The organism is Micromonospora sp. WMMA1996 (assembly GCF_002573675.1).
Lineage (GTDB): Bacteria > Actinomycetota > Actinomycetes > Mycobacteriales > Micromonosporaceae > Micromonospora > Micromonospora sediminicola.
Genome location: NZ_PDHU01000001.1, coordinates 1,373,605 through 1,392,825, shown reverse-complemented (window position 1 = coordinate 1,392,825; position 19,221 = coordinate 1,373,605). Strand labels below are relative to the sequence as shown.

The following is a 19,221-nucleotide window of genomic DNA, read 5'->3' as shown; positions in this document are numbered from 1 at the left end:
GCGGAACTGCCGGACCACGTCAGCATCCGTGAGGTAGGACCCCGGGACGGGCTCCAGAACGAGGAGCCGATCCCCACCGACGCCAAGGTGCGGCTGCTCGACGCGCTGTCCCGGACCGGGGTGCGGCGCATCGAGGCCGTCTCCTTCGTCCACCCGAAGGCCATCCCGCAGATGGCCGACGCCGACGAGGTGTGGCGGCGGGCGGAGAAGGTCGACGGGGTGCGCTACTCGGCCCTGGTGCCCAACACCCGGGGCGCCCAGCGGGCACTGGCCGCCGGCTTCACCGAGATCGAGGTGGTGGTCTCGGCCAGCGACACGCACAACCGGCGCAACGTCAACCGCTCGACCGAGGAGTCGCTCGACGACATCGCCGAGCTGATCGACCTGCTGCACGGCGCGGGCGCCACCGCCGAGGTGATCGTGGCGACCAGCTTCGGCTGCCCCTACGAGGGCGACGTCGACCCGCGGCGGGTCGCCGCGATCGTCGACCGCGTCGCCCGCGACGGCGCGGACCGCGTCGCCTTCGGCGACACCACCGGCATGGGTACGCCCCGACGGGTCCGCGAGCTGGTCACCGCCGTCCGCGACCGCAACGCCCACCTGCCGGTGCTGCTGCACTTCCACAACACCCGGGGCACCGCCCTGGCCAACATGCTGACCGCCATGGAGCTGGGTGTCACCGAGTTCGACGCCAGCGTCGGCGGGCTCGGGGGCTGCCCCTACGCCCCGGGCGCCAGCGGCAACCTGGCCACCGAGGAGGCGGTGCACATGCTGCACGACATGGGCATCGACACCGGCATCGACCTGGACGCCCTGATCGAGGCGGCGGAGTTGGCCGAACACCTGGTCGGCAAGAAGCTGCCGTCGGGCGTCCTCCGCGCCGGCCCCCGCACCCGCCTGACCCCCCTCCCCTCCTGACCCCCCTCCCCTCCTGACCCCCCTCCCCTCCTGACCCCCCTCCCCTCCTGACCCCACCTCCCCGCCCCGCCCTGCCCCGCCCCTCCCCGTCCCGCCCGCCCCCTCCTTGTTGATCAAGGAGTTTGCGTCGGCCCCGAACGCTCGGGTGACGCTAAGCCCTTGATCGCGGGGGCGGACGGGAGGGCTGGAGGGCGGGCAGGGGCGGGCGACAGGGGCGGGGACGCGGGGCATGGGCGGGGTCGGAGCGCCGGCGTGGTCGGGCTCAGGGTGCCGCCACCTCGGGGAACTGGTGGAGAGGGTCGCCAGCTCGGGGAGGTGGCTGGGTCCCGACGGCGTGGATGGCGCCACTACGCCGAACTGGCGAGCCGTCGGATTCGCCGGGGCCGCCCCGACCGCGCGAGCCGCCCCGGCCGGAGGTACGGGGTGCGGCGGGTGGTGGGTCGCCGGAGGGGGCGGGGGTGGGGTAGCCTAACGATCGTTCAGGTCGGTGGGGTGCAAGGGAGTCGGCGTGACGCTCGACGGTGAGGCTCTGGAGCAGCTGCGCAAGCGCGCCCGCGCCGGCGGTGCGGACAAATACCATGCGGCCAACGCCGCCAAGGGCAAGCTGTTCGCCCGCGAGCGCGTGGCCTACCTGGTCGACGAGGGCTCCTTCGTCGAGGACGGGATCTACGCCAACGCCATGGCCGACGGGTTGCCCGCCGACGGCGTGGTGACCGGCACCGCGACCATCGACGGCCGGCAGGTCTGCCTGATGGCGAACGACTCCACGGTCAAGGCCGGCAGCTGGGGCGCGCGCACCGTCGAGAAGATCATCCGGATCATCGAGCGGGCCTACTCGACCGGCGTGCCGATGGTCTACCTGGTCGACTCGGCCGGCGCCCGGATCACCGACCAGGTCGACCTGTTCCCGGGCCGGCGCGGCGCCGGCAAGATCTTCTGGAACCAGGTCCGCGCCTCGGGTTCGATCCCGCAGGTCTGCGCGCTGTTCGGGCCGAGCGCGGCGGGCGGGGCGTACATCCCGGCGTTCTGCGACGTGGTGGCCATGGTGGACGGCAACGCCAGCATGTACCTCGGCTCCGACCGGATGGTCGAGATGGTCACCGGTGAGAAGACCACGCTGGAGGCGATGGGCGGCGCCAAGGTGCACTGCACCGAGTCCGGCGTCGGGCACTTCCTCTGCAAGACCGAGAACGACGCGCTCGACGTGGTGCGGACGTACCTGTCCTACCTGCCGTCGAACTGGAAGCAGGAGCCGCCGGCCGCCGAGGCCGTGGACGCGCCGGCGAAGGCCGACCTGGCGGCCCTGGTCCCGGCCAGCGAGCGGCAGGCGTTCGACATGCGCCGGTACGTCAAGGGTCTGCTCGACGAGGGCAGCTTCTTCGAGATCCAGGCGCTGTGGGCCAAGGAGCTGACCATCGGGTTCGGCCGGCTGAACGGCGAGGTCGTCGGCGTGGTCGGCAACAACTCGATGTTCAAGGGCGGCGTGCTCTTCGTCGACTCGGCCGACAAGGCGACCCGGTTCGTGCAGCTCTGCGACGCGTTCAACGTGCCGCTGCTGTTCCTCAGCGACGTGCCCGGCTTCATGGTCGGCAGCGCGGTGGAGAAGCAGGGCATCATCCGGCACGGCGCGAAGATGATCACCGCGATCTCGGAGGCGACCGTACCCAAGATCTGCGTGGTGGTCCGCAAGGCGTACGGCGCGGGCCTCTACGCGATGGCCGGCCCCGGCTTCGAGCCCGACGCCACCATCGCGCTGCCCACCGCGAAGATCGCGGTGATGGGCGCGGAGGCCGCGGTGAACGCGGTCTACGCCAACAAGATCGCCGCGATCGAGGACGAGGCCGAGCGGGCCGCGTTCGTCGCCGCCAGGCGCGAGGAGTACGAGCGCGACATCGACGTGGTCCGGCTCGCCAGCGAGCTGGTGGTGGACGCGATCGTCGAGCCGCACGAGCTGCGCGCCGAGCTGGTGCGCCGGTTCGCCGCCGCGCGCGGCAAGGAGCGGCACTTCTCCCGGCGCCGGCACGGCGTCACCCCCGTCTGACCGGTAAGGAAGGGCCCCTTCTTAACGCCTGGTGCATGGAAAGGGGCCCCTCCTAACGCTTTCAGCCGCTCCCGGCGTCACGAGCGCCCGGCGGCCCGCCTTCCAGGAGGATCGACATGGACTTCCGGCTCGACGAGGAGCAGCAGGCGCTGCGGGAGAGCGTCCGGGACTTCGCCCGCGAGGTGGTCGCCCCGGTGATCGGCGATCACTACGAGAAGCACACCTTCCCGTACGAGATCGTCCGGCAGATGGGCAAGATGGGTCTGTTCGGGCTTCCCTTCGCGGAGGAGCACGGCGGCATGGGCGGCGACTACTTCGCGCTCTGCCTGGTGCTGGAGGAGCTGGCCCGGGTCGACTCCAGCGTGGCGATCACGCTGGAGGCGGCGGTCTCGCTCGGCGCCATGCCGATCTACCGGTTCGGCACCGAGGAGCAGAAGGCGCGGTGGCTGCCGAAGCTGCTCAGCGGTGAGGCGCTGGCCGGCTTCGGGCTCACCGAGCCGGGCACCGGCTCGGACGCGGGCGGCACCCGGACCCGGGCGGTGCTGGACGGCGACGAGTGGGTGATCAACGGCTCGAAGGCGTTCATCACCAACTCCGGCACCGACATCACCGCGCTGGTCACGGTCACCGCGGTCACCGGCACGAAGCCCGACGGCAGCAAGGAGCTGTCCACCATCATCGTGCCGTCCGGCACGCCCGGCTTCACGGTCGCGCCCGGCTACTCCAAGGTCGGCTGGAACGCCTCGGACACCCACGAGCTGACGTTCGACGACTGCCGGGTGCCGGCGGCCAACCTGCTCGGTGAGCGCGGTCGGGGTTTCGCGCAGTTCCTGCGGATCCTCGACGAGGGCCGGATCGCCATCGCCGCACTGGCGGTCGGGCTGGCCCAGGGTTGCGTGGACGAGTCGATCACGTACGCCAAGGAGCGCCAGGCGTTCGGCCAGCCGATCGGCAACTACCAGGCGATCCAGTTCAAGATCGCGGACATGGAGATGAAGGCGCACACCGCGCGGCTGGCCTACTACGACGCTGCCGCCCGGATGCTCGCCGGTGAGCCGTTCAAGCGGCAGGCGGCGATCGCCAAGTTGCACGCCAGCACCGTCGCGGTGGACAACGCCCGGGAGGCGACCCAGATCCACGGCGGCTACGGCTTCATGAACGAGTACCCGGTGGCCCGCTTCTGGCGGGACTCCAAGATCCTGGAGATCGGCGAAGGCACCAGCGAGGTGCAGCGCATGATCATCGCCCGCGACCTCGGTATGTGAGCGACGCCCCGTTTCGGCCGTCTGTCGGATATCGGCGATGGACGGTCGGGTGGTTGACGATGGGCTGTGGAGCGTCGGACCCGATCCGTACTCTTCGTGCCCATGACTCCCGATCATGATCGTTCGCGGAGCCCCGGTGGTCGGACCCTGCTGTCCGATCTGGTACGCGGGCACCGGCTCGCCGCCGGCCTGACCCAGGCCGAGCTGGCGGGCCGGGCCGGCGTGGGCGTGCGCACGGTCCGTGATCTGGAACGGGGGCGGGCGACCCGACCCCAACGCACCACAGTGGATCTGCTGGCCGACGCGCTCGGGCTGACCGGCGACGACCGTCGGGAGTTCGTCACCACCGCCCGGCCCGCACCGGCCGACCCGGCGCCGCGCGTCCCGGCCGCCGACGATCCGGGCACGCCGACCGCGTTGCCGCAACCGGTGGCGCTGCTCGGGCGGGACCGGGACGTGGCCGAGGTGTCCGACCTGATCGGCGCGCATCCGGTGGTGAGCCTGGTCGGGCTGGCCGGCGTCGGCAAGAGCGCCCTCGCGTTGACCGTCGCCCACGCGGTGGCGGCCCGCCATCCCGCCGGTGTGGTCGGGGTGCTGGTCGGCGAGGGCTCGGACACGGCCGACGTGCTGGCCGCCTCGGCGGCGGTCTTCGGCGTGAGCCGGCTGGCCGACCTCTCCTGCCGGCTCGCCGGCCGCCCGGCGCTGCTGCTGGTCGACGCCGTCGAACGGGCGCCCGGGCCGGTGGCCGAGGCGCTGCGGTCGCTGACCGCCGCGGCGCCGACGCTGCGGGTGCTGGTGACCGGTCGCCGGCCGGTCGGCCTCCCCGGTGAGCTGGTCCGGCCGGTGGCGCCGCTGGACGTGCCACCGCCGGGCTCGCGGCCGACGGAGCGGGCCGACCTGGACCGGTGGCCCGCCGCGGCGCTCTTCGCCGCCCGGCTCACCCAGGCCCGGCACGCGCCGCCCACCCCGGCCGAGCTACCGGCGCTCGCCGCGCTGGTCCGCCGGCTCGGTGGGCTGCCGCTGGCCGTCGAGCTGATGGCGGCCCGCGGCCGCATCCTCGACGTCACCGAGCTGCTCGACCGCTACGGCGACCGCGTCCTCGACCTGGCCGCCGTGCGGCCCGGCGGGCAGCCGGCAGCCGGCACGGTGACGTTGCGCGAGGCGGTGGCGACCAGCTACCACCTGCTCGCCCCGGCCGAGCGGGCGGCGTTGCGCCGCCTGTCCGCCTTCCGCAACCGCTGGTCGGTGGAGCTGGCCGAGGAACTGCTCGCCACCGGCGCCGACCGGTGGGACGCCGTGCCGCTGCTGGACCGGCTGCGGGAGCTGGGCCTGCTCAGCGTCCGGGGGACGGGCCCGTTCCGGTTCCGGCTGCTGGACGCGGTGCGTGACTTCGCGGCCGAGCAGGCCGACGCCGAGGGCGAGACGGACGGGATCCGGTTGCGGCACGCGACGGTGGTCGCCGGGCTGGTCCGGCGTACCGCCCCCGGCCTGGTCGGCGCGGAGCTGCCCGGCACCGTCCACCTGCTCGACGAGGCGACGAGCGACATCACCGCCGCGCTGGCGTACGCGGGGGAGCGGGCCCCGGCGACGGCGCTGCTGTTGGCCGCCGCGCTGCCCCGCTGGTGGCGGCTGCGGGGGCGGGACGTGTCCGGCCGCCGGTGGCTGCGTCGACTGCTGGACGATCCGCGTACCGCCGGGGTGCCGCCGGTGCTGCGCGCCTGGGCGCTGCTCGGTGCGGCCCGGCTGGCCGTCGAGCACGGCGCGGGGGCGGAGGAGCTGCCGGCGGCGCGGGCGGCGCTGGTCACCTTCACCGAGGTCGGCGACGTGACCGGGGAGCTGTCCGCCCGGTCGGTGCTCTGCGCGCTGCTGCGCGGGCTCGGCGCGCACGACGAGGCGCGTGAGCAGGCCGAGGCCGCGCTGTCGTTGGCCACCCGGCACGGCCGGGCACGCGAGATGGCCGTCGCCCAGCACCACCTGACCTGGCACGACGTACGCGTGGGGCAGTTGGCCGGGGCCCGGCGGCGGCTGGCCACGGTCGACCGGCTGGCAGCGCAGTGCGGCGATCAGCGCCTGCGCCTGCTGGCCCGGGCCGATCTGGCCGAGCTGACCCGGTGGGAGGGCCGCTACGCGGAGGCGGTCGAGCAGGGGCGGCGGGCCGCCGCCGCGCTGGTGGAGCTGGGCGATCCCGGGCGGCTCCGTCGAGTGGTCGGCACGGTCGGGTTGGCGCTCGCGCTTCAGGGGCGGATCGACGACGCGTCGGCCGTGGTGGCGGAGCTGTGGCCGTCCGGACCGGTGCCGAGGCCCCGTCGGCCGTCGGCCGCCGAGCGCTGGGACCCGCCCGGCGCGGGCCGGGACGTCCGCCCCGAGGACGCGCTCCGCGGACTCATCGAGGGTCAGGTGGCGCTGCACCGGGGGGATCGTGAGCTGGCGGCGGAGTGGTTCGCGGCCGCGGCCGAGGCGGCGTCCGGCGGCGCGGACCGGCGGGACCTGGTCGAGGCGCTGGTCGGGTTGGCCGCCAGCACCGGTGAGGTGGCCGTGCTGGACCGGCTGGATCGCGCCCGGCAGGTCACCGGGGTCAGCCTGCTGCCCCGGGAGGAGGAACTGCTCTACTCCCTGGTGGCGCAGCGGGATCGCGCGCGGCGGGGCTGAGCGGAGGGCGCGGGGGTGGCGCGAGCGAAGTAGCCCCCTGGTGCTGCCCCTCGCTCCACGCTCGCGCCAGCACCCCCCGGTGCCCCCCGCTGCCGGAAGCCTATCCGTGCCTGCTGGGCGTTTCGCACGCTTGTGCCGTACTTTGCCCCGATCCCAGGACGGTTCTGCCGGTCATTCTGCCGGTGACCGACCGGTAGGCACGCCTCAGCAGGCGGGCGTGCCGGCCGGCTCGGTGCTGCCGGCGGTGGCGCCCGGGTGGACCGCGTCGCGCACCCGGCGCAGGCCGTCCAGGAGCCCGTCCAGCTGGGCCGGGTCGAGCTGGCCGGTGAACCACTGCTCGATGATCTTCAGGTGACCGGGCAGGATCTCGTCCAGTCTGCTCAGCCCGGCGGCGGTCACCACCGCGAAGGAGCTGCGCCGGTCGGACGGGCAGGCCCGTCGGCAGATCAGGCCGTCGCGCTCCATCCGGTCGACCACCCGGGTCACGCCGCTGGTCGAGAGCGAGGTCTGTGCCGCCAGGTCGGTCATCCGCAACTGGTTGTGCGGCGACCGGGCGAGCCGGGTGAGCACCTCGAACTCGACAGGTGACAGGCCGTGCTCCTCGAACTGGGCGGCGAACCGGGCGGACAGCCCGGCGTGCGCCTCGACGAGCAGGCCGACGGCGGTGATCCGGGGGTCGTCGAACACGTTCTGGTCCACGCCACCATCCTAGCAACACTTGACACAGGGAATATTGCCGTAGCTATAGTTGCTCAGTCAGCCGTTGGGCTACTCAACAATCTTCTCCGGAGGAGAGCATCATGACCAGCAGCACCGAGGCGACTACCCGCGACTGGGAGGGCCTCACCATCCCCGCCCCCGGCACGTACCTCCTGGACGCCGCGCACAAGCGGGTGGGTTTCGTCGCACGGCACATGATGGTCAGCAAGGTACGCGGTGAGTTCGCCGACGCCACCGCCACCATCACGGTCACCGACGACCCGCTGGAGTCCGCGGTCACCGCCACCATCCAGGCCGCCAGCATCAACACCGCGCAGGCCGACCGGGACGCGCACCTGCGCAGCCCGGAGTTCCTCGACGCCGAGCAGTTCCCCACGCTGGAGTTCCGCAGCACCGGAGTGAAGTCGCGCTCGGGCAACGAGTTCGTGCTCGCCGGTGACCTGACCATCAAGGGCGTGACCCGCCCGGTCGAGCTGGAGGTGGAGTTCGAGGGCGTCGGCCGCAGCCCGTTCGGGCAGGACATCTTCGGCTTCTCCGCGTCCACCGAGATCGACCGGGAGGACTTCGGTCTGACCTGGAACGTCGCGCTGGAGACCGGCGGCGTCCTGGTCGGCCGCAAGGTCAAGATCGAGATCGAGGGCGAGGCCGTCCGCCAGGGCTGAGCCCCACCAGGCCCACGGGCCCGCGCCGTCTCCACGGCGCGGGCCCGTTCGCGTACGCGGGGTCGTGCGAATTGTCACGTGTTGTTCTTCGGTCCCGGGCGCTGCACGACGTCTCCGCTGGGTACAGGTGCAGACCTGCGACCGAGCGACGGACACCACCGGACCGGACGCACTTACGCACACCACGTGGATGGTTCACAATGCGTTGCGGAACGGTACGGTTCCGTCGCACCGGCGCCGGGAGGACACATGGGTAGGGACGTCGAGCAGGGCGCCTTCTCCCGGGAGGATCGGGTCCGCTACCGGCAGAAGGTCCGGCGGTGCCTGGACGTGTTCGCGCTGATGCTGGACGACTTCGGCTTCGACGCGGACCGCCCGATGACCGGGCTGGAGATCGAGCTGAACCTGGTCGACGCCGCCGCCGAGCCGGCCATGCGCAACGACCAGATCCTGGCCGACATCGCCGACCCGCTGTTCCAGACCGAGCTGGGGCAGTTCAACCTCGAACTGAACGCCTCCCCCCGGCTGATCGAGGGCGGCGGCTTCGCCGACTACGAGCAGGATCTGCGCAGCAGCCTCAGCCGCGCCGACGAGCGGGCCGCCAAGTCCGACGCGACCATCGTGATGGTCGGCATCCTGCCCACCCTCACCGAGCGCCACCTGGTCGCCGACAACCTCTCCACGGACGAGCGCTACCGGGTGCTCAACGACCAGATCGTCGGCGCCCGCGGTGAGGACATCGAGCTGGACATCAACGGTGTCGAGCGGCTGCGCACGCACACCGACTCGATCGCGCCGGAGGCCGCCTGCACCAGCCTCCAGTTCCACCTCCAGGTCGCGCCGGACAGCTTCGCCGACTACTGGAACGCGTCCCAGGCCATCGCGGGCGTGCAGGTCGCGGTCGGGGCCAACTCGCCCTTCCTCTACGGCCGGCAGCTCTGGGCGGAGACCCGGATCGCCCTCTTCGAGCAGGCCACCGACACCCGCCCGGACGAGTTGAAGGCACAGGGCGTACGCCCCCGGGTCTGGTTCGGGGAGCGCTGGATCACCTCGATCTTCGACCTGTTCGAGGAGAACGTCCGCTACTTCCCGCCGCTGCTGCCCATCTGCGAGGAGGAGGACCCGGTCGAGGTGCTGCACGCCGGCGGCGTGCCCCAGCTCGGCGAGCTGCGGCTGCACAACGGGACCGTCTACCGCTGGAACCGCCCGGTCTACGACATCATGAACGGCCGCCCCCACCTGCGGGTGGAGAACCGGGTGCTGCCGGCCGGCCCGACCGTGGTGGACATGCTCGCCAACGCCGCGTTCTACTTCGGCCTCGCCCGTGGCCTGGCCGAGTCGGATCGTCCGATCTGGAGTCAGCTCACGTTCAGCTCCGCCGAGGAGAACTTCCACGCGGCCGCGCGGCGCGGGATGGACGCGGTGCTGCACTGGCCCCGGGTCGGCGACGTGCCGGTCACCCGGCTCGTCCTCGACACGCTGCTGCCCGTGGCGGCGCAGGGGCTGGACCGGTTCGGCGTCGCCCCGGCCGAGCGGGACCGCCTGCTCGGCGTGATCGAGGGCCGCTGCCGGACCGGTCGCAACGGCGCGGTCTGGCAGACCGAGACGGTGTGGGCGGCGGAGCGGCACCAGGGCATGGACCGGAAGGCCGCGCTGCACCACATGGTCCAGCGTTACGCCGAGTTGCAGCGCGGCAACGAGCCGGTCCACACCTGGCCGGTCGACTGACCCAGCCCGCCCGGTCCGCCGCCACTTCGGGGAAGTGGTGGCATCGGACCGCCTCCGTTCCCGCCACTTCGGCGAGGTTGCGGCGGGACCGGGGTGGTCAGGGCTTGCGACGGGCCTTCGGCTCGTCGGCGCGCGCGGGCGGGGTCGCGTCCGAGCCGTTCTCGCCGTCGGGAGCGTCGGTGACCGGCAGAGCGGCGTCGGGCTGCCGCTGGGGCGGTACCGCGCGGCCGGCACGGTCGGCGGCGGCCCGCGAGGGGCGCCCCGACGAGCCGGCGCGCGTGCCGGACGACCGACTCGTGCGGCCCGCTGCCGGGGCCGGCAGGTCCACCCTGGTGGACTCCGCGCCGGTACCCGGAGTCGGGTCCGGGTCGGCACCGGAGTCCGGGCCCGTTCCCCCGGTCGGCTCGTCGAGGCGACCGACCGCCGTCTCCGGAGTGGTGGATGCCGGCTCGCTCGTCCGTGCCGGCGCGGTTGCGGCGTCCGCGTCCGGCGTGGCCCGGCCCGCCCGGCGGCCGAAGAACCTGCGCGCCGGCTTGTCCTCCGTGCCCGGTGCCCGCTCGGCGCCGACGACGTCGGACCCGGTGGTCGACTCGGCATCGCCACCGGATGACGTGGACTCCGACCCGGTGACGCCGGTCCGCCCCGCCTGCGGGTACCCGGCGAGGGTCGACGTCGGATCCGGCTCCCCGGCGCGCTGGCGGGGCACCGACGCCGGCGGGCGATCGTTGGCTCGGCGGTCGGCACGCTGGGCGAGCGCGGCCACCAGGACCGAGCCGGCCAGGCCGGCGATGACCGCGTACGGGGCGATCAGATGGGCCGACAGCTGCTCGGCGGCGATCCCGGCGAGGCGCGGCACGGCCAGCAGGTACGCGATCGAGACCAGCAGCGGACCGGCCGCGCCGGACGCCGCCGCCCCGACCCGCACGTCCGCCGGGCGCACCGCGCGGCGGGCGGCCAGCACGCCGATCACCAGCGCCGAGCCCAGAGAGAGCAGTACGCCCGGCCAGTAGAAGTAGTCCCGGATCCAGAATCCGGCCCGGTCCGCGCTGATCTGCCAGATGCCGAGCTGGGCGGTGCTGAGGCCACGGCCGGAGAGCACGCCGTCGATCACCGACACCACGGCGAGCAGCCAGAGCCAACCGGTGGTGGCGATCAGGTTGGTGGCGGCGGCACGGGTGTGCAGCGCCCAGGTCGCCAGCAGCACCCCGAGCACGAGCCCCACGGCCGCGTACGTCGCCGCGACGGTCTGCGGCGAGGACGTGTCGGGCACCCGGGCCGCCCGGGCCGGCACCGCCACCAGCAGCACCGTGACCAGCGCGCCGGCGCCGGCGGCGAGCGCGAGACCGAGCCGGGGCAGGGTGCCCACCGGTTCTTCGCCGCCACCCCGCAGTCGTTGGGCGCAGACCGCGCCGGCGATGACCGAGGTCGCCGCGATCCAGGTGGCCCAGGCGAGACTCGCCACCCAGGCCGCCTCGACGCGTACCGAGCCGGTCGGCGCCCAGTTGATGATGCCCAGCCCGTAGCCGAAGCCGAGCTGCGCGGCGCCCGCACCGGCGGCGACGCCGAGTGCGGCGGCGGTCGATCCTCCCCAGCCCCGTCTGGCCATGCGGGGGAGCGTAGCGTCCCGAGGTCGCCCCGGCGAGTCGTGGGATCCGGCGACCGGTCGCGGACGGCTTGGCGACACCGGCTACGGTCGCCGATGAACGAGGCGGGGGACGCGATGACGGACGATCGGCAGCCGGTACGCGACGACGGGACCGGTCCGGGGCGTACCCGGCTCTTTCTCGGCGGTGCTCTGGCGGTGGTCCTGCTGGCGGTGATCGGGGCCAGTGGTGGCTGGGTGCTCGCCGGTGAGCCGGACCGGCCCGCCGCCTCCTCCGGGGTCGTGCCGAGCGGCGGCGTGGCGACCTCCGGTCCGCCGGCCACGCCGAGCGCCCCGTCCACCCGACCCGCCGACGACCGTCCCAGCGGTCCGCGGTCGCGTACCCCGTCCGGCCTCACCGTGCCGGATCTGGTCGGCGCCGACTTCGCGCGGGCCCGGCAGGAGTTGCGCGACCGCCGGCTCGGCTGGCGGCTGGTGTTCGGCGCCGGCTCGGGCCGTGCGGTCGAGCGGACCTCGCCGGGCCCCGGCGAGCCGGTCAAGCGCGGCGTCACGGTCACCGTCTGGGTCGCCGGGCCGGCCCCGGCCGTCACCGTGCCGGACGTCGGCGCCCTGTCCTGCGCCGACGCGGCGGACGACCTGGTGGAGGCGGGGCTCTACCCGCGTTACCGCAGCGGCCGGCAGGGGCCGGTCACCGGGCAGGAACCGGCCGCCGGGAGCGCCGCCCGGTGGAACGACCAGATCGCGCTCACCTGCGGGGACGCGCCGACCGCGAGTCCGTCGCCCACTCCCTGACGGCCGGCCGGGCAGGACGGCGCGCTGATGCCGGCCGGCGTGGCCGCGGACCGCTACCGTGGACGATCGAGGGCCGTGTGCCCCGTCCCGGTGGGGAAAGGACGTGTGCCATGAGCGACGACCGTCAGGATCCACCCGCCGGTGACGCGGACGCCACCCGGGCGCTGCCCCCGCACGGGGACGACGCCGACGCCACCCGCGCCATGCCGCGGGGAGCGGGCGGCGAGGACGCCGACGCCACCCGCGCGATGCCCCGCAACCCCGGCGACGACCCCGACGCGACGCGGCCGGTGCCCGGCGGGGCGGACGGTGACGCCACCCGACCGCTGCCCGGCGAGGGACGCCGACCGCTGGACGCCACCACTCGCCAGGAACCGGTCGGCGGCGGGGCCTGGTCCGGGCGTGCGGGCGTACCGCCGCCGCGACCGGCCGGCTACCCCGAGCCGGGCGCCGAGTGGTACGGCGACGAGCAGGCCGGACGCCGCTGGTGGATGCCGATCCTGCTGGGCATCCTGGCGCTGGTCCTGCTCGGTCTGATCGCGGCCGGGGTGTGGCTGGCCCTGCGTGCCGCCGAGCGGAACGACGGTCCGGGCCCGACGCCGTCGGCGGTGCCCAGCACCTCGGCGCGGACCAGTGCCGCGCCGACCAGCGCGTCACCGAGCAGTTCGCCGTCGAGCACGCCCCCGACCACGACGCCGCCCGCCGAGGTGCCGATGCCGCCGCTGGTCGGGCTGCCCGAGTCCGCCGCCCGGGCGGCGCTGGACCGGTTGGGTGTCGACTACCGGGTGCAGCGTCGGCCGTCGGACCGACCGGCCGGCACGGTGATCGCGACCGACCCGGAGGCCGGTTACTCCGTCGGCGACGGCGACCGGGTCACGCTCGTGGTGGCCGCAGCGGCCCCGCCCACCACCGGCGCGACCACGCCGAGTTCCGCGCCGGCGACCACCACCACGCCCTGACGGTCACCACTGCCGGCGTCGGGTGCCCACCAGGCCGAGCCCGGCGAGCGAGATGGCGAGCCCGAGCAGGCCGGAATAGAACAGTGACCGGCTGAGGTCGGTCGAGTCGGTGGGGCGGTCCGCGAGCGCGCCCTCCCCGGCCCCGGAGCCCGCCTGATCGTCGTCGGGCTCCTCGTCGGTGTCGTCCGCCGTCGCCGACCCGGCCCCGTCCCGCTCGTCCTCGTCGGGTTCGTCCCCGTAGGGCTCGGCCTCCGCCGGCTCGCCGGCCGACCGCGCGCCCTCGCCGGCCACGGTGATCTCCGGGGCGGGCACGGGCTCGGCCAGTTGCTGGGTGGCGGAGAAGGCCGGATGGCGGACCACGAGCGCGAGCACGGTGGCGAGGCCGAGGAAGAGGAAGAGCCCGAGGGCATAGCCGACACGGGACCGGTGGTGCCGCCGCGCGGCGGGCAGATTGACCATGACCATCCCAGGTTCAGGGTCCGTGGCGCGCGGGGTGGAACGGTGCCGGGGTGGGCGTACCGATTCTATGGCGGCGGCACGCCCTCCCGACCGGGAATCGTGAGGTCAGCCCACCCGGACCGGAGTCCGGACCACCGGACGTCGGGCCGTCCGTACGGTGTGCTGACGAGGGGCCGGTGCGGCCTGGACCTGCCGCAACCCCTCCTGCAGTACGAAGATCGACCGCCGGTTGACCGCGTCCCCCGCCGCGTTCAACTCGTAGCCGTCAAGCCAGAGCCAACCGTCGTAGGTCGGCCAGTCGAGCACCCGGATCACCCGGAACATGATCGGTCGGAAGAACTGGACACTCGCCGCGCGAGTCACGTGCAGTACGTCACCGGAGCGGGGAAGCACATGGGCTCCTGGGAAGGTTCGGCCGGCGGTTCGGGCCGGCGAGACGGAACGGGGGTCGGTGCGGTCCGGTGACGGGGGGTCTACCTCGGTGGACCGGCGGTCGGTGGGTCGGTGCTGGTCGGGCCGTACCCACGGTGGCGGACCGCCACCCGACCATCACCCGGCTGCTCCCGGTTACCGCTCCCGCCGCCGCAGCCGAGCCGGCGTGCAGCGGCGGGGTCTTCACCCCGGGGCAGGTCTCGCGGCGCGGGACGGCTCCCCTCCGGCCGTCCCACGGACCGTGGTGTCACCACGCCCGGAGATCATGCGAAGACGGTGAGTAACCCGTGCCATACCGACAGAGTGCATCAGCGACCTGCCGGATGCAAGTTGCACGTCGACTTTTGCCGATAGGTGAGCGGGACACGTGAACGGGGCGCTTGAACCCTCAGGTACCCAAACGGCACACTGGACGCCGGTTTCGCCCGTCGCGGCCGGTCGACGACCGGCACCACCCCTGCCGCGAACGCTCGCCCGCCGCCCCCGGGTCGCGCCCACGGCGGGTGCCGAACCGGGGCGCGACCGACCGGAGGTAGCCGGGTGTCTGTGAGTCCTGGTCCCGCGAGCCGGTGGGCGGCGTCATGAGTGAACGGCGCAGCCCGACCATCCGCCGGCGCCGGCTGGGTGCGGAACTCCGCCGGCAGCGGGAGGCCGCCGGCATCACCATCGAGGTGGTCGCCGAGCAACTGGAGTGTTCGGCGTCCAAGATCTCCCGGATCGAGACCGGCCACACCACCGCGACGCCCCGCGACGTACGGGACATGCTCCGGATCTACGGGGTGGTCGGCGCGGAGAGCGACGAGCTGGTGCAGATCGCCCGCGAGGCCCGGCAGAAGGGCTGGTGGCATCCCTACAGCACGGTGCTGGTCGGGGCGTACGTCGGCCTGGAGGCCGCGGCCAGCTCGATCCGCGCCTACGAGCAGCAGGTCGTGCCGGGGCTGCTGGAGACCGAGGAGTACGCCGGGGCGATGATCCGAGCCGCCCGGCCGGACTTCACCGCCGAACAGGTCGAACAACGGGTGCGTGTCCGACTGGGCCGTCAGTCGTTGTTGACCCAGGACGATCCGGTCGATCTGTGGGTGGTGCTCGATGAGGCGGTGCTGAGCCGGCCGGTGGGCGGCGACGCGGTGATGCGTGGCCAGCTCAAGCGGCTGGTGGAGGTGGCCGAATTGCCGAACGTGACGGTGCAGGTCCTGCCCTTCGAGGTGGGCGCGCACGCCGGCATGGACGGGACCTTCACCATCCTCAGCTTCCCCGAACCGAGTGATCCCGATGTCGTGTACGCGGAGAACGCCACGGGTGGGCTCTTCCTGGAGAAGAGCGACGAACTGCAGAAGTACAGCTTCATCTTCGATCACATTCGAGCAGCGGCCATACGCCCGGAGGAATCCATCGCACACATCGCGAAACTGGCAGAGGAGCCACTGTGGAAATGGCGACCAAGGAGTTCCCCGTGGACCTGACGCAGGCGACGTGGTTCAAGAGCTCGAAGAGCGGGCCGAACTGCGACAACTGTGTCGAGGTCGCGTACGTGACCGGGGCGGTCGGAGTGCGGGACTCGAAGGACAAGACGGGCCCGGCCCTGGTCTTCGCCCCGGGCGACTGGCACGCCTTCGTCGCCCGCGCCAGGGGCGGTGCGTTCGGCCGGAGCTGATCGTCACCGAAAGCGTGGTCCCGCCCGGCAGCGTCGCCGGGCGGGACCATTTCGTTCGGGTGCCGGCCGGCGCCGGCCACCCGTCGCCAGTTTCGTTCCGCCTCGTTGAACCGCACGGATCGGCAACCGAACGAGGCAGGCGAGACGGATGACGACGATCGGTTCAGAGAACCTCACCAGCGGCCCGGGAAAGCCCGAGCGGTTCGGTGGCAAATACCGCGGGGCGCGCCGGGACACCGTCCTCACCGAGGTGGTCTCCACCGACGGCGAGGAGATGGCCGCCGCGCCGGAGCAGTCCGCCGGGCCGCTCTCCCTGCCGTCGCTGGACCCCAACCCGCTCACCGAGCCGTCCTTCCCGCCCAGCGGGTGGCCGATGGAGCAGCAGGAGTCCCTGGTGGACCACCCGCTCCTGCGCGGCCTGCTGATGGAGCTGCCCCCGAAGGGCAGCGTCCCCCCGCCCGGCTGGCTGGACCGCTGGTTCGAGGCGACCCGGGCGATCCTGGAGCTGCTATACGTGCAGGGCACCGGCCGGACGCGCTGACACCGCCGCCGCCCGCGCGGGCGGCAACGCCCGCTCGGCGAGCCGGTTGTGCCGCAACGCGTGCCGTACCCCGATCGCGGACACCGCGAGCACCGCGACCGTGATCGCCGGGCCGGCCAGGCCCGGTGCGGCGAAGAGGTCGACCCCGGCGGCCGGGAGCACGGCGACGAGCACCGCGAGCGCGGTCGCCTGCAACGGCAGCGCGATCAGCGGGTGCGCGGCGGCGGCCCGCAGACCGTGCGGGGCCGGGATCCCGGGCGCCGCCGCGAAGGCGCCGGCACCGGCCCGCACCCGCCGGACCCGGCGTACCGTGCAGGCCGCGACGACCGCCGCCGGGACGGCCGCGACGGCGAGACCGGCGGCGGCCCGGTCGACCGCCGTGTCGCCGGCGCTCTGCAGGCCCGCGGTCAGGACCGCCGCGGTGAGCGCGAGGCCGGTCAGCACCAGGGCGGACAACCATCCGGTACGCCGACGCAGCGCCCGGGCCCGGTCCAGCCGGGGCAGGCCCTCGGCGACCAGTCCGGCGGCCAACCAGACGGCGGCGACGGGGAGCAACACGGCGAGACGGTCATCCATGGACCCAGCCTTGCCCAGTTCGACGCCCACCGAATCGGGGACGGCCCCCCGGTTCTCCCGGTACGCGCTCCCGTAGGGGTCATCGCGCCGGCGGTATGGCGGTTCCGGAATGTTCACAGTGGTCGTGCGGCGACCTAGCATCGTGTCGACCGGTCTCCCGGAGCCTCACCCGGGCGACCGTCACCCACCGCAGCCAACCTCTCCCACCGGCGTCCGGCGGTCCCCCTCACGGGTGGCCGCCGGACGTCGTCGGGTCAGACGTCGAAGGTGGCGGGTCGACCGGTGGCCGGCGCCGGCGGGGTGGCCTTCCACAGGCCGGTCTTCTGCGCCGCCAACCGGGCCAGGTAGGCCGGGTTGAGGATGACGTAGCGGCGCCACAGCCGCTTCGGCTCCAGGCCGAGCCGCCAGAACCACTCCAGCCCGGCGCGCTGCATCCACGGGGGCGGGTTGCGCAGCAGGCCGGCGTGGTAGTCGAACGCCGCGCCGACCGCCATCAGCGGCATGTCCAGCAGCGGCCGCATCGCGTACGCGAAGACCTCCTGCCGGGGGCAGCCGAGCCCGACCAGGACGAGGCGGGCGCCGCTGGCCCGGATCCGGTCGGCGATCTCGGCGTCCTCGCCCGGTGCGACCGCGCGGAACTTGGACGGCTCGACGCCGGCGATCTTCAGCGCCGGGAACCGGCGCTCCAGTGCCGGGACCAGGCGGGCCAGCGTCTCCTCGGTGGAGCCGTAGAGGTAGACGGGCAGCCCCTCGTCGGCGAACCGGGACAGCACACGCAGCGTCAGCTCCGGCCCGTAGACGCGGTCGGTGAGACCGGCGCCGTGCAGCAGGTTGAGCGCCCAGCGCACCGGCTGCCCGTCGGGGGTCACCACGTCGAACGAGTTGAGCCGGGCGTTGTGCGCCGGGTCGAGCACCCCGGTCATCACGCCGTGCACGGCCAGCGCGGTCAGCGCCATCGGGCGGCGTTCGTGCGCGGCCGCGACCACGGCCTCGGTGGCCCGGTCGTAGTCGGTCGCGTCGACCCCGACGCCGAGCACGTTGCGCTTGGTGTCGCCGGTCATGGCTTCGGCACCCACTTGTCGACGTTCGCCTCGTAGATCTCCCGGAGGATCATCGGCACGTCGTAGGTGATCTTCCAGGACGGATAGTGCTCCTCGAACCGGGCCATGCTGCTGACGTACCACTGGTGGTCGCCGGTGCGGGCCTGCTCGACGTAGTTGATCTGCGCCTCGCGGCCGGTGATCTCCTGGGCGATCCGGAACGCCTCGATGTGCGAGGTGTTCGAGTGCCGGCCGCCGCCGAGGTTGTAGACCTGGGCGGAGCGCGGCTCGCGGAAGAACGCCTCGAACGCGGTCAGCACGTCCCGGGAGTGGATCGCGTCCCGGACCATCTTTCCCTTGTAGCCGAAGAGGTTGTAGGTCCGGCCCTCCATCACGCACCGCATCAGGTACGCCAGGAAGCCGTGCAGCTCCGCCGCGGAGTGCGCCGGCCCGGTCAGCGTGCCGCCCCGGAAGCAGGCGGTCTTCATGTCGAAGTACCGGCCGTACTCCTGGACCATCACGTCCGCGGCCACCTTCGAGGCGCCGAAGATCGAGTGCAGCGACTCGTCGATCGACATGTCCTCGGTGATGCCGTCGTACCAGTGGTGGTCCTCGGGCAGCTCGTAGCGGGTCTCCAGCTCGACCAGCGGGAGCGAGTTCGGCCGGTCGCCGTAGACCTTGTTGGTGGAACAGTGGATGAACGGCGCGTCGATCGCGTGCCGCCGGGTGTTCTCCAGCACGTTGAGCGTGCCGCCGGCGTTCACGTCGAAGTCGGTGTACGGCTCCTTGGCGGCCCAGTCGTGACTCGGCTGGGCGGCGCTGTGGATCACCACGGCGATGTCCCGGCCGTACCGCTTGAAGACCTGCTCCAGGCCGTCCCGGTCGCGGATGTCCACGGCATGGTGGGTGTACGCGGTGCCGAGGTCGGCGGCGAGGCGGTCGAGGCTCCAGGCGGTCGAGCCGTCCTCGCCGAAGAAGTATCGCCGCATGTCGTTGTCGATGCCGACCACGTCGAGACCGAGGCCGGCGAAGTGCCGGGCCGCCTCGGAGCCGATCAGACCGCCCGAACCGGTCACCAACGCGACACTCACACGCCACTCCTGGTTTATAGGAGGCAGGGAAACCATCGGAGCATAGCGTGACGTCCGGTACGCCCCGATACGGCGCGAGGGCCCCGCATCC

18 protein-coding genes are annotated in these 19,221 nt (G+C 73.4%); 11 read left to right on the top strand and 7 right to left on the bottom strand.

The window, feature by feature from the left end; translation table 11 throughout:
* Window positions 1–6: 6 nt before the first annotated feature.
* The 4 genes from COO58_RS06825 to COO58_RS06810 all read left to right on the top strand — a co-directional run bounded on the left by COO58_RS06825 (window position 7) and on the right by COO58_RS06810 (window position 6,873).
* Window positions 7–918, top strand: coding sequence for a hydroxymethylglutaryl-CoA lyase (locus COO58_RS06825; protein WP_176558859.1), 912 nt, complete (start codon window positions 7–9; stop codon window positions 916–918).
* A gap of 508 nt (window positions 919–1,426) precedes the next feature.
* A complete protein-coding gene (locus COO58_RS06820) occupies window positions 1,427–2,959 on the top strand; it encodes an acyl-CoA carboxylase subunit beta (protein WP_098744210.1) in 1,533 nt (510 codons plus the stop codon).
* Between the two features lie 116 nt (window positions 2,960–3,075).
* Window positions 3,076–4,224: an acyl-CoA dehydrogenase family protein gene (locus COO58_RS06815; RefSeq protein ID WP_098744208.1), complete on the top strand. Its 1,149-nt coding sequence runs from the start codon at window positions 3,076–3,078 to the stop codon at window positions 4,222–4,224.
* 102 nt (window positions 4,225–4,326) lie between these two features.
* Window positions 4,327–6,873 carry a helix-turn-helix domain-containing protein gene (locus COO58_RS06810; RefSeq protein ID WP_098744207.1) on the top strand — a complete coding sequence of 849 codons (2,547 nt, stop codon included), beginning with the start codon at window positions 4,327–4,329 and terminating at the stop codon, window positions 6,871–6,873.
* Between the two features lie 204 nt (window positions 6,874–7,077).
* On the opposite strand, the gene COO58_RS06805 is transcribed toward COO58_RS06810, so the two are convergent.
* The gene (locus tag COO58_RS06805) at window positions 7,078–7,572 is read right to left on the bottom strand and encodes a MarR family winged helix-turn-helix transcriptional regulator (protein ID WP_091566138.1); all 495 of its coding nucleotides are present in this window, start codon (window positions 7,570–7,572) and stop codon (window positions 7,078–7,080) included.
* 101 nt (window positions 7,573–7,673) lie between these two features.
* Between COO58_RS06805 and COO58_RS06800 the strand changes: the two genes are divergently transcribed.
* Entirely contained in the window at window positions 7,674–8,255 is a 582-nt protein-coding gene (locus COO58_RS06800; RefSeq protein ID WP_091566135.1) for a YceI family protein, read from the top strand.
* Window positions 8,256–8,504: 249 nt separating this feature from the next.
* Complete coding sequence (locus COO58_RS06795; protein ID WP_091566131.1) at window positions 8,505–9,983, top strand: glutamate--cysteine ligase; 1,479 nt, start codon at window positions 8,505–8,507, stop codon at window positions 9,981–9,983.
* 97 nt (window positions 9,984–10,080) lie between these two features.
* Here the strand turns inward: COO58_RS06795 and COO58_RS31200 are convergent, their stop codons facing one another.
* On the bottom strand, window positions 10,081–11,589 hold the full coding sequence (locus tag COO58_RS31200; RefSeq protein WP_369700172.1) for a hypothetical protein: 1,509 nt from the start codon (window positions 11,587–11,589) through the stop codon (window positions 10,081–10,083).
* Window positions 11,590–11,703: 114 nt separating this feature from the next.
* Here COO58_RS31200 and COO58_RS06785 point away from each other — a divergent pair, with 114 nt between their 5' ends.
* Both COO58_RS06785 and COO58_RS06780 read left to right on the top strand, forming a co-directional pair.
* Window positions 11,704–12,378, top strand: a complete 675-nt coding sequence (locus COO58_RS06785) for a PASTA domain-containing protein (RefSeq protein WP_255292536.1) — start codon at window positions 11,704–11,706, stop codon at window positions 12,376–12,378.
* 110 nt (window positions 12,379–12,488) lie between these two features.
* Window positions 12,489–13,337 (top strand): PASTA domain-containing protein, encoded by an 849-nt coding sequence (locus tag COO58_RS06780; protein WP_091566123.1) that lies wholly within the window; start codon window positions 12,489–12,491, stop codon window positions 13,335–13,337.
* A 3-nt stretch (window positions 13,338–13,340) separates the two neighbouring features.
* Here the strand turns inward: COO58_RS06780 and COO58_RS06775 are convergent, their stop codons facing one another.
* Complete coding sequence (locus tag COO58_RS06775; protein ID WP_091566119.1) at window positions 13,341–13,802, bottom strand: hypothetical protein; 462 nt, start codon at window positions 13,800–13,802, stop codon at window positions 13,341–13,343.
* A gap of 99 nt (window positions 13,803–13,901) precedes the next feature.
* The gene (locus COO58_RS06770; RefSeq protein ID WP_091566115.1) at window positions 13,902–14,189 is read right to left on the bottom strand and encodes a hypothetical protein; all 288 of its coding nucleotides are present in this window, start codon (window positions 14,187–14,189) and stop codon (window positions 13,902–13,904) included.
* A gap of 620 nt (window positions 14,190–14,809) precedes the next feature.
* Here COO58_RS06770 and COO58_RS06765 point away from each other — a divergent pair.
* The 3 genes from COO58_RS06765 (at window position 14,810) to COO58_RS06755 (ending at window position 16,423) form a co-directional block, all read left to right on the top strand.
* Window positions 14,810–15,691: a helix-turn-helix transcriptional regulator gene (locus tag COO58_RS06765; RefSeq protein ID WP_091576762.1), complete on the top strand. Its 882-nt coding sequence runs from the start codon at window positions 14,810–14,812 to the stop codon at window positions 15,689–15,691.
* Entirely contained in the window at window positions 15,661–15,882 is a 222-nt protein-coding gene (locus COO58_RS06760; RefSeq protein ID WP_091566110.1) for a DUF397 domain-containing protein, read from the top strand. The genes COO58_RS06765 and COO58_RS06760 overlap by 31 nt, the downstream gene beginning before the upstream one ends.
* A gap of 148 nt (window positions 15,883–16,030) precedes the next feature.
* The gene (locus COO58_RS06755; RefSeq protein ID WP_091566106.1) at window positions 16,031–16,423 is read left to right on the top strand and encodes a hypothetical protein; all 393 of its coding nucleotides are present in this window, start codon (window positions 16,031–16,033) and stop codon (window positions 16,421–16,423) included.
* On the opposite strand, the gene COO58_RS06750 is transcribed toward COO58_RS06755, so the two are convergent.
* The 3 genes from COO58_RS06750 to COO58_RS06740 form a co-directional block, all read right to left on the bottom strand.
* Window positions 16,391–16,999, bottom strand: a complete 609-nt coding sequence (locus tag COO58_RS06750) for a hypothetical protein (protein WP_091566102.1) — start codon at window positions 16,997–16,999, stop codon at window positions 16,391–16,393. The two genes, COO58_RS06755 and COO58_RS06750, sit on opposite strands and share 33 nt — an antisense overlap.
* Before the next feature lie 254 nt (window positions 17,000–17,253).
* Window positions 17,254–18,060 (bottom strand): WecB/TagA/CpsF family glycosyltransferase, encoded by an 807-nt coding sequence (locus COO58_RS06745; RefSeq protein WP_091566098.1) that lies wholly within the window; start codon window positions 18,058–18,060, stop codon window positions 17,254–17,256.
* Window positions 18,057–19,166, bottom strand: a complete 1,110-nt coding sequence (locus COO58_RS06740; RefSeq protein ID WP_176558758.1) for an NAD-dependent epimerase/dehydratase family protein — start codon at window positions 19,164–19,166, stop codon at window positions 18,057–18,059. The genes COO58_RS06745 and COO58_RS06740 overlap by 4 nt, the downstream gene beginning before the upstream one ends.
* Between the last annotated feature and the right edge of the window lie 55 nt (window positions 19,167–19,221).

Excerpts from the sequence above, each read along its gene's own strand:
- COO58_RS06815 (WP_098744208.1), top strand. The coding sequence starts at position 3,076 with ATGGACTTCCGGCTCGACGAGGAGCAGCAGGCGCTGCGGGAGAGCGTC.
- COO58_RS06810 (WP_098744207.1), top strand. The coding sequence starts at position 4,327 with ATGACTCCCGATCATGATCGTTCGCGGAGCCCCGGTGGTCGGACCCTG.
- COO58_RS06800 (WP_091566135.1), top strand. The coding sequence starts at position 7,674 with ATGACCAGCAGCACCGAGGCGACTACCCGCGACTGGGAGGGCCTCACC.
- COO58_RS06795 (WP_091566131.1), top strand. The coding sequence starts at position 8,505 with ATGGGTAGGGACGTCGAGCAGGGCGCCTTCTCCCGGGAGGATCGGGTC.
- COO58_RS31200 (WP_369700172.1), bottom strand. The coding sequence starts at position 11,589 with ATGGCCAGACGGGGCTGGGGAGGATCGACCGCCGCCGCACTCGGCGTC.
- COO58_RS06785 (WP_255292536.1), top strand. The coding sequence starts at position 11,704 with ATGACGGACGATCGGCAGCCGGTACGCGACGACGGGACCGGTCCGGGG.
- COO58_RS06780 (WP_091566123.1), top strand. The coding sequence starts at position 12,489 with ATGAGCGACGACCGTCAGGATCCACCCGCCGGTGACGCGGACGCCACC.
- COO58_RS06775 (WP_091566119.1), bottom strand. The coding sequence starts at position 13,802 with ATGGTCATGGTCAATCTGCCCGCCGCGCGGCGGCACCACCGGTCCCGT.
- COO58_RS06765 (WP_091576762.1), top strand. The coding sequence starts at position 14,810 with ATGAGTGAACGGCGCAGCCCGACCATCCGCCGGCGCCGGCTGGGTGCG.
- COO58_RS06760 (WP_091566110.1), top strand. The coding sequence starts at position 15,661 with ATGGCGACCAAGGAGTTCCCCGTGGACCTGACGCAGGCGACGTGGTTC.
- COO58_RS06755 (WP_091566106.1), top strand. The coding sequence starts at position 16,031 with ATGACGACGATCGGTTCAGAGAACCTCACCAGCGGCCCGGGAAAGCCC.
- COO58_RS06750 (WP_091566102.1), bottom strand. The coding sequence starts at position 16,999 with ATGGATGACCGTCTCGCCGTGTTGCTCCCCGTCGCCGCCGTCTGGTTG.
- COO58_RS06745 (WP_091566098.1), bottom strand. The coding sequence starts at position 18,060 with ATGACCGGCGACACCAAGCGCAACGTGCTCGGCGTCGGGGTCGACGCG.
- COO58_RS06740 (WP_176558758.1), bottom strand. The coding sequence starts at position 19,166 with ATGGTTTCCCTGCCTCCTATAAACCAGGAGTGGCGTGTGAGTGTCGCG.